Raw genomic sequence first — 15,086 nt, 5'->3', positions numbered from 1 at the left:
TGAGAAATCGGACTTTTTACTATCTTTATTTACTTGAAATCTCTTGATCATTTTGAATATCTAACGGAGGTCGTTTCCCTATTCCGAAAGCATAGAAACTAATTGTTACGATAGCTAAGAAAACAATACCTACAATTAGTGAAATGCGCGTATCATCGTTAAACCACATTCCGATTAATACCATAATTAAAAAGGCAATTGTTAAATAGTTTGTAACAGGAGCAAATGGCATTTTGAACGGATGATCTTTCATCTCTGCTCCTTTTGCTTTTCTAAAATTAATTTGACTAATTAAAATGACGAACCATGGTACCATACCAGGAAGTACACTCGCACTATATACATATACGAATAAGTTTTTCGGTGCGATATAACTTAAAACAACACCAACCGCTAAACCGATAATTACGCCAACTGTACCGAATAAAGGCACACCATTTCCAGAAAGTTTCGTGAAATATTTCGGCGCTTGTCCATTTACACCTAACGTATAAAGCATACGACCCGCACTATAAATACCGCTATTACAACCCGACATTGCCGCTGTAATAACAACGAAGTTAATAAGTCCAGCTGCTGCTGTAATACCAACCTTCGCAAAAGTTGCTACGAACGGACTACCAATTGTACTTAATTGATCCCATGGATACACAGTTACAATAACGAAAATAGCACCAATATAGAATATTAAAATACGCCAAATTGTACTTTGAATCGCTCTTGTAAGTGTCTTTTTCGGATCCTTCGCCTCACCAGCAGTAATCCCGATTAATTCCACACCTTGGTATGCACCAACTACAAGTGATAATGCAAAGAAGAATCCTGAAAAACCACCTGTAAAGAAACCGCCATTTGACCAAAGATTAGATATGCCAATCGCTTCTCCACCGTTACCAATTCCAAAGAAAATAAGTCCAAATCCCGCAATAATCATTAATAGAATCGTAACGATTTTAATCATCGCAAACCAAAATTCAAATTCACCAAATGACTTAACAGAAATTAAGTTAGCTGCGCCTAGAATAACCATCGCGATTACACCTGGTATCCAAGCTGGTAAGTCCGGGAACCAATATTTCATATATGCTCCAACCGCAATAATTTCTGACATCCCAACGATAACCCACTGGAACCAGTTACTCCACGCTGTCATATAGCCAGCTAGCGGATGAATATACTTATGACCGAACGTCGCAAATGAACCTGTACTTGGTTCCATATACAACATTTCACCCATCGCACGCATAATAAAGAAAATAAAAATACCTGCAATTGCATACGCAAGCATTACTGACGGACCTGTCCATTTAATTGTGCTGGCTGACCCCATAAACAAGCCAACACCAATCGTTCCGCCTAAAGCGATCATTTGAATATGACGTGCTTCTAAGCCTCTTTTCAATTCTTTGTTTGCCACTTCACTTCCCCCTCTTAGATGATTCATAGCCGCATTTTAAAACAAGATGCTTTCCCCTAATTCCTTTCGGCCCTGAAAATGATGAAGCAAACGTCATTTTACACTAGCTTTAAAGCTATCCTAAAATCGTTTTTTGCCTCTTACAAAATTCTCAAAACCTTTCATCTTCCAATATTCTATAAATCTTAAAATTACTTACCTTATATTAATTCATTTATCTGAAAAGTTCAATTATTTTTTCGGTAAATCATTATACATAGTCTGATTAATTTTTAACTAAATTAACAATAAAATACATCTATTCAATATGATTCCGGCATGAATATTATTACAATATAAATAACCGAGGAGATCCTATCCTCCTCGGTTATTACACTAATTATAGTTTGTACTGCAATTGTTTACACATGCAATTAACGCACCACGCAGAAATTTAATATATTAATAAAACTACAAAGTCACTGGCTTCTACATCTCTTATTTATTCCATTACCACAGCTAAAAATTTTCTATCCCATCCCCTACTTTAAGAAAAATATAACTACACTTAAAACAATCAACAATACACCGGAAAGTGGAAAACTTTTCTCTTCAGCTTTTATCTTTTCCTTAATAATATCTTTCATTTTTGTCCTTATATCCTCTGGGCATTTTCTAAATAAAATATTAGTTGTATGTAATGGTCTATTCAATATTCGAATTTTAACAGGAGAACCTGATAAATATATATTATTTTTATCCAATGTGAGTTCTATGTTCGCTTTAGTTAACCCTTTTTTCACTAATATATTCACCCGGCTAGAAGGTAGATTGAATACTGTGTAATCGTTAAAAGCTAATCCTCTAATATCAAAATGTGAGTATACAAAAATAAAAGTTATAAGCAACAAACATAATATCAATATAGTTTTCGTTAATGAAAGTTGCTCTAATACGTAGGAAGATGTTGTCATATAAGCGCAAAAGAATGCCATTAAATTACAAAGATAGTGGTTTACAATGAAAGTTTTTCGTATAACTATTATAAATCCGGAAATGGTTAGTAGAATGCATACTAGATTCATTAACATATTTTCACCCTCCCAAAAACTATAACTATACAACTTTGTTATATTTTAACATTATTTACATATTCATAACTATAATTATTTTCATAAAATATAAAAGAGTCTCATTAAAAAATGAGACTCTTTTATAAATAAACTTACGGTTTTTGTAAAAGCAAACTATTTTTTCTATACTCAAGTGCCAAATCATGTACCCTTTCCATATTTTTAAAGTAGAATACATCTTCTTCATTAAGTCCTACTAATGTGTATGCAATTTTCAGTGAGTATGGTGCAATTTTTCTATTTAATTTACTCCCTACATATACTCCAGCTACTACACCTATCACTGTACCGATACCAGGTATTGCTATTGTACCTAGTGACGATCCCACAACACCTAAAATTGTATTGATGCCAAACCTTGAAAACAGAATTAAAGCTTTCACTGCTCCTAGACGTGCTTTGTCAGTAGCTTGTACTTGTTTAAAATCTCTATTCACCGAGGCTAAATCAAAGAGTAGTCTTATCCCTAAAACTATTTCTGTTGAATATGGTGCTAGTGCAAAAACTTCATCTGGTAAATCAATCCCTAAGTTTTCCCTCAATGTTTCCAATCCATCTTGTACATCTTGTGTAAATTCATAACTTGAGATATCGATTGGAATAAATTGTTCCTGTAATTCCGGTTTTGCAGCAAGAATTTTTTCTCGTATTTCTGAACTAGTAGCATAATAAACATCTGGATTAGCTTGCATAATATTAGACAAATGGTTTGCTTGCGCAGTATCCATCATTTTCACCTGAATTAACATTTCTTCCCCGTTTTCTTGGCTAATACCTTTTATATCCCATATAGGTTGGTTGGCACTCTCTGCAATAGTAAAATCATAGTCCGGATATCTTTCTGATAAATTATTTTGGACATAATATTCAAATTGCTTTCCTTTAACCCCATTTACAAAACCAGTAATAGAGCTTTCTCCCTTTTCATAAACTTCTACATACTTTTCATAAAGAGACATACCACTACTAGAAAGTTGTGGGTACTGGGAAGCATATGCATCAAACAACTCATCCGGAACATTCCTTGTTTCAAGTATTTGATAACCTATTATTGATGAATAAATGCCTGCTTGTAGTACAACATCCCTATCTTTTAACGCTTCTAAACGAGAAAACATTTTTTCTTTTGATACATTATTCGATGCTGATTTCGGTATTTTTTTTAACGACTCCAACATTTTATAGGATTCCATACGTACACCTCATAGAATAATTGCAATAATAGATAGTATCATTGCAATTAAAACACCTATATTGACAGCTAAATTCCGGTTATTATTCCCTGTAACTCCTAAATTTTTATTCACTTTTTCCAGAACTTTTTTTACTTCTCTTATCTCTTCCTCTTGATTCATCAACATACTTTTCATTTCACTAATATGTATATCTTGTTCTTCTACTTTAGCAGTTAATTTACTTATTTGTTCCATCCGTTTAGATGATTCGCTTTTTAACTTCTCATGTAAACTACTAATCTCCTCATCATTTTCATCTATGTTTTCTTGGAACAAAGACATAGATATTAAATTTTTATCAAATTGAGCTGCCAAGTCTGTAATCATTTCATGACTTTTCACAACTCTCGGTATTAATTCTTTATTTATTTGATCTTGTTCTTCCCAAAATTTTAATTTCTCTGCTATTTTAATTTCTTTAGATACTTCACTCAAAAAACGTTCGCTCCCTCTAACATATAATAATTCTAATATATTAGTAATTATAATAAAAGAATATCCTCATCACAACTACATTACCCCAAAAATGTTAAACATAGGGATTTATTTGAGTGAAAGAAATATTTTAGATGAAACAAAACAAAAATGCTCTCCAAAAAAATTTGAGAGAGCATTTTTATCTTTATACTTAAGGGTTAATACATTTACACAAAATAATGATTTGTTCCTATTTTATTTTCAAATCATTTTTGAAGTTTGTTTACCTAAAATAAACACTTTAGTAAACACCATCATGATAACTACAATAGCCAGAAAATAAAGTGGCATCACCATCAACGAGCCCGTATGGAGTTGACTCATTCCCCAAACTGTCATCGTTACAATTACATAATAGCCTAAGCTAAACAATGCTCCTGCTGTACCAATAACATCTTGAAAATCTACTAATGCTAAACTTAAACAGTTAGGCAACGCTACTCCAATTCCTAATAGCAATATAAACATCGCTAGTAAAAATCCAATCATATATATTACATTCGGATTTGATCCAACAAACGTAATAACAGATAAAAGGATAGCTCCTCCTGTCATTACAAGACAACCGATATATATAATCTTCTCTGGTTTATACGTAGCAAGTAATCGTTTTGAAACTTTCGCTCCAATAATTGAAGCGGAAGCAACAACAATTCCTAAAAATCCATACATACTAGGCGATAACTGAAAGTATTCAATAAAGATAAACGGCGCTTCTGCATAGTAGCTAAATAAAACACCATTCGCTCCTCCAATTAATAGACCATATGTTACTACTTTCGGATTTGTAATCAATCGTTTTAAAACAGAAAACACATTTATTTTATTCGTTACTGAGTCCGTTTTTGTTTCCGGAAGAGAAACAAACGTATACAGAAAAATTCCGATACTCATAACTACTAAACTTAAAAATACGATTTTAAATCCAAACATTTGATCAAGAAAGCCACCAATTAATGGTCCTATCGCTGGTGTAAAAGCAATGACTGCCGAGATTTGAGCAAACATCACATGCCTCTTATGCCCTTCTACACTTTCACGAAGAATCGTTTGCGTCAAAACTGAGCCAGCACTTGCTCCAAACGCTTGAATAAAACGACTTAGCAATAAAACTTCAATGGAATTTGCAATAAAGCATAAGAAACTTCCTACACCATATATTACAATTCCAAATAACATTGCCGGGCGACGACCGATTATATCGGATAACCATCCAATAAAAAATACACCTAAAGCAAATCCAGCAAAATACACACTAAGTGTTAACTGTACCTCATTATTACTTACATGTAACGCCTTTGAAATATCAGGTAAAGACGGTGTGTAAATCGTTTCACTAATTTGCGGAAATGCTACAAGAATGATCATTAACAAAAGTGATGGTACTGAGACTTTTTTCATTTTTCATACCCTCCTATAACTTTGAAAATCTCAGAAATAAAAAGACTTTCCTTAGCTACGGAACAGGAGGGGCCATTATAGAAATTCGATCATAAAACAACAAAGAAAACACCTCAATTACGTATGTTAATACTTATAGGAGGGTAATATTAACATTGATTTTAAAATATACTTTTTTCAATTATATTACATATTGCGTTTCTTTTTCTAGTGTTGAGTCTTGGAGATTTTGTTAGAAGGGTAACTTGATGCCAACACCTTTTTATGGAATAATTAGGAATAGTTCGAATTGATAGATCTAATTATTAAATGATAGACTAGCATATTTTTAATATCGCAAAGCTTACAAACAGGAGGGCTTTTATAGTGATTGAAATTTTAAGGACAGTAATAAATTTCCTGATTGCGCTATTCTCAGGAGAATTACCAATTGTATATTATGTGTGGATTCTTATCCTATTCCTAATTCAAATAACCCAATCTACTCTGAATTATAAACTCTTTAACAAGAAAGATAATTTCAGCACTTATACATCGGAAGGATTACTTGCTTTTATTATTTTATTATTTGGAGGTATGTTAGTATCTAAGTTACTTGCTTACATAATAGACGATCCTACTATTAGTATGACAAATGTAACACATTATTTTATTTCTCTTATTATATTAACTATATTTGTCGTCATAAGCTGTCTTAAAGATTTTATAGAAACATCTATCAAAAATAAAAATGTGTCTCTTTTTAGCTTTTTAATAGTTTCCTTAATAACAAGTATACTTTCATTCAAGTTTTTATCACCTTTAATCGAAGGTTCTTTTTCTCTTTCTAAATCCTTTATAACCACTTTAATCATTCTTGTAACTATATCAATTCCTCTATTAATTGCCTTAGAGGAAAAGTATGCAGATGAAAAGTAATTCTTGCATTTATAGTTTGAAATTGAGTGTCTATTCTTTTTTAACGGTATTACTAAAAAAATAACAGTCATTAAATCAAAAATTACGTAGAAATGAGGAAATACACTTGAGCGTTGAACAACAATTATATGATGCAGTGAAAAATTTAATTGACCAAAGATATCCGCATAATTGGGGCGGAGCTGCAGCAATTCGTGTAGAAGATGGATCCATTTATACAAGTGTGGCCCCTGATGTAATAAACGCTTCAACAGAACTTTGTATGGAAACAGGTGCTATTTTAGAAGCACATAAATTTCATAAGAAAGTTACACATTCGATTTGTCTTGCAAGAGAAAATGAGCATTCTGAATTAAAAGTATTATCACCTTGTGGTGTATGCCAAGAACGTTTATTTTATTGGGGACCAGAAGTACTATGCGCCATTACAAATTCGAAACAAGATATTATTTTCAAACCGTTAAAAGAATTGCAGCCATACCATTGGAGCGAATCATATCATGATGAATTTGCAAAAGAATGGAGTACGAGATAAAAGTGAAGGTTGCTTGCAAATAGCAGGAGAATAAAGAAAAAAGCACCGTCACAAATGACGGTGCTTTTTTCTATGTAAGAGCTACTAGAAGATATCCTTCTAGCCTACTCCCATTTATAAGTCCAGAATTGTTCAAGTTGCAACCATTTTAATGTTGCAGCATCTTTGTTTTTGATTTTTGCATGCGTTTCTTCTAGCATCGCTTCTGTTTGCGAACGGTGCGCACCTAGTGCAGCTAATTTATGTTCAAATACTTCACTAATATTATTTACAACATCCGGCTCACCTAGTACAGCTTCGCGATTTTTCGTAATCGCAACCGCATGAATAACTGGACGTTCTTCTTTTGACATACGTGATACAGCGCGAACTACAGCGCGGCCAAATGCATCATGATCTGGATGTACGCCGTGCTCTGGATAAAATGTAATAATTCGAGATGGATTTACTTCTTGAATGATTGCTTCAATTTTATCTGCAACGAAATCAACATCTTCAAATTCTAACGTTTTATCATGGAAACCAAGCATTCTTAAGTCTTGAATCCCCATCGCTTCACATGCATCTTTCAATTCTTTTTCACGAATATTTGGAATCGTTTCACGGTTAGCGAATACGTTCTTACCCATGTTACGTCCCATTTGTCCTAGAGTACCGCACGCATACGTTACAGGTACTCCTTGATCTGTTAATAAGCGAATTGTTCCTCCTGCAGCAAATGCTTCATCATCTGGATGCGGAAATACAACAAGTACATGTCTCTCCATAAGTTTCCCTCCTTCTTACTTAAATGGCGTTAAGCTTAACTCAAGCGCTACCGCTAAGCGACCTTGATTATCGTGCCCTGCTAGTAATAAACGCTCTTTATCGTCTACTTCCCAGTGCGTAATACCTTCTGCATATACCCAGCCATGATCCATCTTTAGACCAACTCGGTATGGGTTTGTTCCAGTAATCTTCCCGCGTTCAAAGCGAATAATTGCATTTCGAATGAATGCTCCAACTGTCATCATCTTTTCATTAAAGTGTGACGCATACGCTCCGTTCGTCGTTTCTAAATGAATATATACATCTTTATTTACAAAACGTTCAATTTCATTTTGAATAAGAGAACTATCTTTTACTATTTCCATCGGAATTCACCTCTTTAAACCATTTTACGCAAAAATAATGTAAATTGCTATCTCTATATTAGAGGACAACTCTCACTTTTCCTAATAATTTGCACTGTGTTTCTTTATTTTTTTATATCATATGTAAAAAACACATTTTTTCCTTCACTTTGTTAAATAGTTTTCTTTCTTTTTTGAATTTGCTACAATATAAATTATGCAGAAGGATGCATGTTTACAATTGAATACATACTTTAAAGAAGGTGACATGATTGGAACAATCAGCACATGAAGTAGCAAATTGGCAATATTATTTTGCAATTGCCGTATTTTTAGTCACGTACGGATTTATTATTTCTGAGAAATTGAATCGTGCTGTAATTGCACTATTCGGTGCTGCTATTATGATTATTTTTGGAATTGTAGATTTACATACCGCTTTCACATCACATATTCAATGGGAAACGATCACCCTTTTAATTGGGATGATGATTCTCGTACATATTACGAGTCAATCAGGCGTCTTTGAATTTGTGGCCATTAAAGCGGCAAAAGCAGCTGGCGGAAAACCAATCCGCATTTTATTATTGCTATCCCTATTAACTGCTGTCGGTTCAGCATTTTTGGACAACGTAACAACCGTATTATTAATCGTACCTGTTACACTATCTATTACACGTATTTTAAAAGTAAACCCTGTTCCTTATTTAATTTCAGAAGTACTATTTTCAAATATAGGCGGAACAGCAACATTAATCGGTGATCCACCTAACATTATGATTGGATCAGCAAATAAGCATTTAGATTTTAATGCCTTTTTACTAAACTTAGCTCCAATCGTAATCATTATCTCTATCGTGACACTTGGCATTATTTACTTCCTGTATCGTAACAAACTAAAAACAACACCTGAGCAAATCAAAAAATTAATGGCATTAAATGAAAAAGATTATATTAAAGATCAAAGCCTCCTTTTAAAATCCATTTCGATTTTAGGACTAACTATTTTAGGCTTTGTACTTCATTCGATTATTCATGTAGACGCTGCGGTTATCGCGATGACAGGCGCTACACTTCTTATGTTAATCGGCGTGAAAGAACATGATATTGAAGATGTATTTGCCCACGTTGAATGGGTAACCATTTTCTTCTTCGCCGGACTATTCGTTCTCGTTGGTGGGTTAATAGATATCGGACTTATCTCTTCACTTGCAAAAGAAGTAATCGACGTAACAAACGGTGACATCGGATTCGCAGCTATACTTATTTTATGGGTATCTGGCATCGCATCTGCGACAATCGACAACATCCCATTTGTCGCAACGATGATCCCTCTTATTCAAGACTTAGCTACAGGACTCGGACTATCTGTCGATTCTCCGCAAATCGAAGTACTATGGTGGGCGTTATCTCTTGGAGCTTGCTTAGGAGGAAACGGAACATTAATCGGAGCATCCGCAAACGTAGTCGTTGCTGGTATTGCAAAACGTGAAGGACATGCTTTCTCATATATGGACTTTTTAAAAATTGGGTTACCGTTAACAATCATTGCGCTATTATTATCACATGCTTACATATATTTACGTTATTTAATGTAGAAATTGTATTGCATGAAATTATATCGTCAAATACAAAAGGTTTGCAGCACTATGCTGCAAACCTTTTTTCCATCACCAAAATATACCGATAATTGCTAATCCACCTAATATCATACCACCAATTTGTCCAACGATTGCTGGCGATAATTGAACACCTTTCCTCACTTCAACAACCGGTCTTTCGTGCCTTAGTTGCTGCACTTCACTTTGAAGTTGATGTACACTTCCGTGTAATTCTTTAATTAGTTCCTTTAATTCAGCGACCTCTTCATTTACTGGTTTACTTTTTTCTAAATTCATTTTGCATAACTCCTTATAAATTCAATCAGTACACTGTAAATTTTCGCCAATTATCATTGCATCTCCTGCATACTATATATAATATCGAATGTATTCTCTAATCCTGCAGCTCTATCCATTCATTCCGCAATATCCCCATAATAATACGATCAAAACACTTCCCATCTCTTTGAACTGCTTCTCTCATACAACCTTCTAACTGAAAACCCATCTTTTTATACAACTCAATAGCAGCTTTATTATAAGAAATAACATCAAGGCCGACGCGATGCAAATTCAATTCATAGAAAGCATACTTTAAGATAAGATGGATTGCTTCTCTTCCATATCCCTTTCCTCTATCATTTGCATCTCCTATACCAATAGCTAACAAACCCGTTCTGTTATTCCACTCTACGCCATGAATTGCCACAAAACCAATTAAGCGATCTTCTTGAACTGTCCTTACCATGAAAGAAACACTGTTGGATCTCCGTCCTTTTAATAGCCCATCACTTGCTATTTCTTGTATCGATTGCGGGAATGCCAAATCTGTATCGACATTCCTTAAATACTCACTATCTTCTTGCCACATAGCCATTACTTCAGCATCCGCTTCTCTAATAGCTGATAATTTAATCGTTTTATTTTGAAAAAGATTCATTGTCATTTCAAACTCCCCCTTTATTAAATAACAGGGATACTTATTTTAGCCTATTTATCCCCTTGTTCCATAAACTGCTTTATAAACGGGATACTTACAATAAGCGCTGACATTGGCACATCTCCTTTGAATTCAATTAAATTCATTGTATAATTTTTTATTTATTCTAACAATAACAAAAAGGCCCCAAAATTTAGAGGGCCTTTCTTAATAGCAAAACTATATTATTTCGTAAACATTTTCTCCGCTTCGTCCATTGCCATTTTGTTACCTAAAGCAGAATAGTCAAGCCATGGTTGGTCATTGATAATGTATACGTGCTTGCCTTTAACTGCTTTTAAGTCTTTCCAGATTGGTGTTTCTTGAAGTTGTTTAAATGCCGCTTTTGCCTTATCGTCTCTATTTACAACAACGAAAATAGCATCTGCATCAAAGTCAGGTAATACTTCTTGTGAAATGACTTCGAAAGGACGGTTTCCATCAATTTTCTCTACACCATTTGCAGGTTGTAATCCTAAGTCTTGGAATAAAATTGGTCCCATCGGTCTTTTCGTACTAAATACTCGTAATTCTTTTGCAGTAACGCGAATTGCCATTACTTTTTCGTTATTACCTAACTCTTTATCTATTAAACTTTTTACTCGTTTTGATTGCTCTTCGTAATTTTGAATATATGTATCCGCTTCTTTCTCACGGTTTACAAGTTTACCAACTTGTTTTAACTGATCTCTCCACGTACCTTCATCTAAGTTGAAAGAATGTGTTTTTGCAATTTTTTCGTATTTCGCTAAATCTTTGCCCGCGTATTTTTCATCAACATAAATGTCAGTTGGCTTTAATTGAAGTAACGCTTCCATGTTTGGATCTGTTACAACACCAAGTTTCTTCGTATCTTTCAACTGCTCTTTTGCGTGTGGTAAGAAATCTTTTAAATCTCCACCAATAACAGAACCTACTGGTGTAATTCCTAATGCAAGTAAATTATTCGTTAAGTGAATGGACATAGAGGCGATTTTTGGATCATTACTTTTTTCCGTTTTTTTCGTTGCCTCTTCATTGGATTTCGTTTGACCACATGCTGCTAATACTAAAATACACATCATGCTAAATAAAATAGTAAGTTTCTTTTTCATATGTTCTCCTCTTTGAAGTATTTATTTTGTTTTTGTAAGTAAATAAAGAAAATACGGTGCTCCTAAAGCCGCCACTACTACACCAGCTGGAATAGAGTTTGGCTCAAATATAGAGCGACCTATCGTATCCGCTAGTACTAAAATAATCATTCCAATAATGCCAGCTAGCGGAAGGAAATGCTGATAGGTAGTACCCACTAACTTTCTTGCAATATGCGGAGCAACTAAACCGATAAAACCAATCCCTCCTGCCATCGATACACTCGCACAAGATAATCCAACCGCTGTAGCTAAAAGTAATAACCGTTCCTTTTGAACTGAAACACCAAGTCCTGCTGCCACACTATCACCTAGTGACAATGCATTTAACGTTTTAGATTTTAGCCATGCATATGGAGTTAGTATGAAAATCCAAGGTAATAATGCAAGGACATGAATCCAATCCCTTCCCCATACGTTACCAACTAACCACCTAGAAGCGAATGTATACGTCTCATCATTTAACTTGAGAGAGAAAAATAACGAAATCGCACTAAATCCAGCCGAAACAGCAATACCAACGAGAATAAGTCTAATAGGAAGTAAACCTTTTGACCAGTCACTCGCAAGTATAATAATTAAAAATGCAGCTAGTACTCCCCCGCCAAATGTAAATAACGGTATTAAAATCGATGCATTCTCATTAATAGAATGAAAGAAAGTAACGAATATAATTAGCCCGAAAGATGCACCTGCATGTAATCCTAAAATACCAGGGTCTGCAAGTGCATTACGTGATAACCCTTGCAAAATCGCACCGGAAATCCCAAGGCCAATACCCGCTAACATTGTAATTATAATTCTTGGCATACGATAATCATATAGCACGGTTGCACTCTCAAAATCACCATAACCGAAAAGTGTTTGAATTACTTTAAGTGGCGCTATGCTCAGTGTCCCTGTATTTAAACTAATTAAAATGACAGCGATACTCATACAACCAAAAAGTGTAGTTACAGTAATGGCTCTCTTTTTATCTGTGTTCAAAAGATCCTTCACTTATAGCTCCCTCCCAACTTTACGTGCTATATAGAGGAAGAACGGAACTCCAACAAGAGCTACCATAATTCCTATCGCAAGTTCTTTAGGAGGGTTTACTGTTCTTGCCCCTAAGTCAGCTAAAACTAATAACATAGCTCCTAAAAATGCTGACATAGGAATAATGAGTCGATAATTCACACCAACTAATTTTCTAGCAATATGCGGGATAACTAGTCCTACAAACCCAATAGAGCCAACAGCTGAAACAGATACACCAGCAAGAATGACTACTATAATCATCCCTAGTATTCTCGTTCGGTTCGTTTTTACTCCTAAATTCGTAGCAACATCATCCCCCATTGATATGAGTGAAATAGATCGCCCTAACACTGTCGCAAAAACAATCGTTATGAGAATAATAGGAACTAAAAATTTCAAGTGTTCCCACTTAACCCCTGCAACACCACCAGCGTACCAAAATGCTAAATCTTGACTTAAATCATAATAAATTGCAACACCTGAACTTAACGAATGCAAAAGCGCTGCCATAACTGCTCCAGCAATCGTTAACCTCATCGGTGTTAATCCGCCTGATGTTGCCGATCCGATAATAAAGATGAGTACTGTACTTAAGACTGCTCCAATAAAGGAAACAATCATCAAATAGGAATACGGCATATGCGGGAAAAAGGCAAAACTAAGTGCTACTACAAACATCGCACCTGCATTTATGCCAAGCACACCTGCATCCGCTAAAGGATTTCGTGTTACTCCTTGCATAACAGCGCCAGCCACCGCAAAAGCAGCTCCCACAACTGCTGCGCCTATTACCCTTGGGAGCCTTAATTCATAAATAATTTGGTGCTGCGTTAATTTCGGATTATAATCAAAAACCGCTGCCCATACTGTTTGCAAATGAATATCCTTTGCACCAAATGCAACGGCCAAAAATATAGACCCAATTAAACATAAAATTGTTAAGCTCATGAAACATATGAACTTAATATGTATCCAGCGATTATTGCTAGCATATACAGCGGGCTTATGTAACATGTTTCATTTCATCCTTTATATTCAGTTGTTTTTTATAATTATTTTTTATTTGTAATTATTGTTGATAATAATTATCATTTTCATTTAGATATTATATCTCCACTCTTTTTAAATAGCAAACTATTTTTTACTTTGCTACAATATTAAAATAATTATTACAATTCCCTTCCAAAACTTACAAATACACGCCAAATAGACTACTAGCTTATTTTTAAAATTGTAGTATACTTAGTCATTATTTTGAGTTTTCAAATAAAAATATCGAAGGTGACACAATGTTATATATAAAACAACTACTATACTTCACTTACGAGCAAGCATTATCTTGCTTATTCCCAGTCGTTATTTTCTTAACACTAGCCCTTTCAAAAATCATTTCTATCCCAGGGTTATACCGCTACGATTTCATACTCATCGTATGTCTTCTTATGCAGTGGTTTATGTATAAAACTGGACTTGAGACGAAAGACGAATTAAAAGTAATTACCGTCTTCCACCTCATCGGCCTTTTACTAGAAATATATAAAGTACATTTCGGTTCATGGAGTTATCCGGAAGAGGCATATTCAAAGGTTTTTGGAGTTCCACTTTACAGCGGCTTTATGTATGCAAGTGTTGCAAGTTACATATGCCAAGCGTGGAGAAGATTGCATTTGCAAATGCATCATTGGCCGAAAGCTATTTTTGCAATACCTCTAGGAGCAATGATTTACTTCAATTTTTTCACACACCACTTTACATACGACTTTAGATGGATATTAACTTTACTACTATTCATTGTTTTCTCTCGCACATTTGTAGAATTTTCATTACAAGGCGTTACATATAAAATGCCACTCGTTCTCTCCTTCTTCCTTATCGGTTTCTTCATTTGGATTGCAGAGAACATCGCAACATTTTTCGGAGCATGGCAATATCCAAATCAACGGGAAGCGTGGAATCTCGTTCACTTAAGCAAAATTAGCTCATGGTTTTTACTCGTTGTTATTAGCATTATGATTGTTACACAACTCAAATATTTGAAGGAATCGAAAAGATAATGCTGATTATGTAAAAACAGTTAGCCCATCACTCATTAGAGAGTGATGGGCTTTTTTAATAATATTTTTTAAACCGCCCTTATCAAAGGAGT

At 34.5% G+C, this 15,086-nt stretch carries 16 protein-coding genes; 4 read left to right on the top strand and 12 right to left on the bottom strand.

The window, feature by feature from the left end; genetic code table 11:
• Positions 1 to 25 precede the first annotated feature (25 nt).
• From ACXY7N_RS10885 to ACXY7N_RS10865, 5 genes are all read right to left on the bottom strand, one after another.
• Complete coding sequence (locus ACXY7N_RS10885; RefSeq protein WP_116349030.1) at positions 26 to 1,417, bottom strand: amino acid permease; 1,392 nt, start codon at positions 1,415 to 1,417, stop codon at positions 26 to 28.
• A gap of 521 nt (positions 1,418 to 1,938) precedes the next feature.
• Positions 1,939 to 2,487: a hypothetical protein gene (locus tag ACXY7N_RS10880; RefSeq protein ID WP_488592400.1), complete on the bottom strand. Its 549-nt coding sequence runs from the start codon at positions 2,485 to 2,487 to the stop codon at positions 1,939 to 1,941.
• A gap of 134 nt (positions 2,488 to 2,621) precedes the next feature.
• On the bottom strand, positions 2,622 to 3,722 hold the full coding sequence (locus ACXY7N_RS10875) for a DUF456 domain-containing protein (RefSeq protein ID WP_367888366.1): 1,101 nt from the start codon (positions 3,720 to 3,722) through the stop codon (positions 2,622 to 2,624).
• Between the two features lie 9 nt (positions 3,723 to 3,731).
• Positions 3,732 to 4,199 (bottom strand): hypothetical protein, encoded by a 468-nt coding sequence (locus tag ACXY7N_RS10870; protein ID WP_098985901.1) that lies wholly within the window; start codon positions 4,197 to 4,199, stop codon positions 3,732 to 3,734.
• 243 nt (positions 4,200 to 4,442) lie between these two features.
• Positions 4,443 to 5,642, bottom strand: coding sequence for a multidrug effflux MFS transporter (locus tag ACXY7N_RS10865; RefSeq protein ID WP_098985900.1), 1,200 nt, complete (start codon positions 5,640 to 5,642; stop codon positions 4,443 to 4,445).
• A gap of 366 nt (positions 5,643 to 6,008) precedes the next feature.
• Between ACXY7N_RS10865 and ACXY7N_RS10860 the strand changes: the two genes are divergently transcribed.
• Together ACXY7N_RS10860 and ACXY7N_RS10855 are read left to right on the top strand one after the other, a co-directional pair.
• Positions 6,009 to 6,560, top strand: a complete 552-nt coding sequence (locus tag ACXY7N_RS10860; RefSeq protein WP_098486110.1) for a DUF5823 family protein — start codon at positions 6,009 to 6,011, stop codon at positions 6,558 to 6,560.
• Positions 6,561 to 6,666: 106 nt separating this feature from the next.
• Positions 6,667 to 7,095, top strand: a complete 429-nt coding sequence (locus ACXY7N_RS10855) for a cytidine deaminase (protein ID WP_098985899.1) — start codon at positions 6,667 to 6,669, stop codon at positions 7,093 to 7,095.
• A gap of 104 nt (positions 7,096 to 7,199) precedes the next feature.
• On the opposite strand, the gene bshB2 is transcribed toward ACXY7N_RS10855, so the two are convergent.
• A complete protein-coding gene (gene bshB2 / locus ACXY7N_RS10850; protein ID WP_000439469.1) occupies positions 7,200 to 7,862 on the bottom strand; it encodes a bacillithiol biosynthesis deacetylase BshB2 in 663 nt (220 codons plus the stop codon).
• Positions 7,863 to 7,877: 15 nt separating this feature from the next.
• Positions 7,878 to 8,228 carry a YojF family protein gene (locus tag ACXY7N_RS10845; protein ID WP_000407039.1) on the bottom strand — a complete coding sequence of 117 codons (351 nt, stop codon included), beginning with the start codon at positions 8,226 to 8,228 and terminating at the stop codon, positions 7,878 to 7,880.
• Positions 8,229 to 8,479: 251 nt separating this feature from the next.
• On the opposite strand from ACXY7N_RS10845, the gene ACXY7N_RS10840 reads away from it, so the two are divergent.
• Positions 8,480 to 9,805, top strand: coding sequence for an ArsB/NhaD family transporter (locus tag ACXY7N_RS10840; RefSeq protein ID WP_016086947.1), 1,326 nt, complete (start codon positions 8,480 to 8,482; stop codon positions 9,803 to 9,805).
• A 72-nt stretch (positions 9,806 to 9,877) separates the two neighbouring features.
• Here the strand turns inward: ACXY7N_RS10840 and ACXY7N_RS10835 are convergent, their stop codons facing one another.
• From ACXY7N_RS10835 to ACXY7N_RS10815, 5 genes are all read right to left on the bottom strand, one after another.
• The gene (locus ACXY7N_RS10835; RefSeq protein WP_001047523.1) at positions 9,878 to 10,105 is read right to left on the bottom strand and encodes a coiled-coil domain-containing protein; all 228 of its coding nucleotides are present in this window, start codon (positions 10,103 to 10,105) and stop codon (positions 9,878 to 9,880) included.
• A 97-nt stretch (positions 10,106 to 10,202) separates the two neighbouring features.
• A complete protein-coding gene (locus ACXY7N_RS10830) occupies positions 10,203 to 10,754 on the bottom strand; it encodes a GNAT family N-acetyltransferase (RefSeq protein WP_098560367.1) in 552 nt (183 codons plus the stop codon).
• 218 nt (positions 10,755 to 10,972) lie between these two features.
• A complete protein-coding gene (locus ACXY7N_RS10825; protein WP_098985898.1) occupies positions 10,973 to 11,881 on the bottom strand; it encodes an iron-hydroxamate ABC transporter substrate-binding protein in 909 nt (302 codons plus the stop codon).
• A 21-nt stretch (positions 11,882 to 11,902) separates the two neighbouring features.
• Entirely contained in the window at positions 11,903 to 12,919 is a 1,017-nt protein-coding gene (locus ACXY7N_RS10820) for a FecCD family ABC transporter permease (protein ID WP_488592399.1), read from the bottom strand.
• Positions 12,920 to 13,954, bottom strand: a complete 1,035-nt coding sequence (locus ACXY7N_RS10815) for a FecCD family ABC transporter permease (protein WP_098985896.1) — start codon at positions 13,952 to 13,954, stop codon at positions 12,920 to 12,922.
• A gap of 275 nt (positions 13,955 to 14,229) precedes the next feature.
• On the opposite strand from ACXY7N_RS10815, the gene ACXY7N_RS10810 reads away from it, so the two are divergent.
• Positions 14,230 to 14,994: a DUF817 domain-containing protein gene (locus tag ACXY7N_RS10810; protein WP_016135068.1), complete on the top strand. Its 765-nt coding sequence runs from the start codon at positions 14,230 to 14,232 to the stop codon at positions 14,992 to 14,994.
• Positions 14,995 to 15,086 lie beyond the last annotated feature (92 nt).

It is taken from the genome of Bacillus sp. 5w2 (genome assembly GCF_054353775.1).
Note: the sequence above shows the minus strand (reverse complement) of the source record. Positions and strands in the feature narration are given on the sequence as shown.

Coding starts and splice junctions, on each gene's coding strand:
- ACXY7N_RS10880 (WP_488592400.1), bottom strand. CDS start 2,487: ATGTTAATGAATCTAGTATGCATTCTACTAACCATTTCCGGATTTATA.
- ACXY7N_RS10875 (WP_367888366.1), bottom strand. CDS start 3,722: ATGGAATCCTATAAAATGTTGGAGTCGTTAAAAAAAATACCGAAATCA.
- ACXY7N_RS10865 (WP_098985900.1), bottom strand. CDS start 5,642: ATGAAAAAAGTCTCAGTACCATCACTTTTGTTAATGATCATTCTTGTA.
- bshB2 (WP_000439469.1), bottom strand. CDS start 7,862: ATGGAGAGACATGTACTTGTTGTATTTCCGCATCCAGATGATGAAGCA.
- ACXY7N_RS10845 (WP_000407039.1), bottom strand. CDS start 8,228: ATGGAAATAGTAAAAGATAGTTCTCTTATTCAAAATGAAATTGAACGT.
- ACXY7N_RS10835 (WP_001047523.1), bottom strand. CDS start 10,105: ATGAATTTAGAAAAAAGTAAACCAGTAAATGAAGAGGTCGCTGAATTA.
- ACXY7N_RS10830 (WP_098560367.1), bottom strand. CDS start 10,754: ATGACAATGAATCTTTTTCAAAATAAAACGATTAAATTATCAGCTATT.
- ACXY7N_RS10825 (WP_098985898.1), bottom strand. CDS start 11,881: ATGAAAAAGAAACTTACTATTTTATTTAGCATGATGTGTATTTTAGTA.
- ACXY7N_RS10815 (WP_098985896.1), bottom strand. CDS start 13,954: ATGTTACATAAGCCCGCTGTATATGCTAGCAATAATCGCTGGATACAT.
- ACXY7N_RS10810 (WP_016135068.1), top strand. CDS start 14,230: ATGTTATATATAAAACAACTACTATACTTCACTTACGAGCAAGCATTA.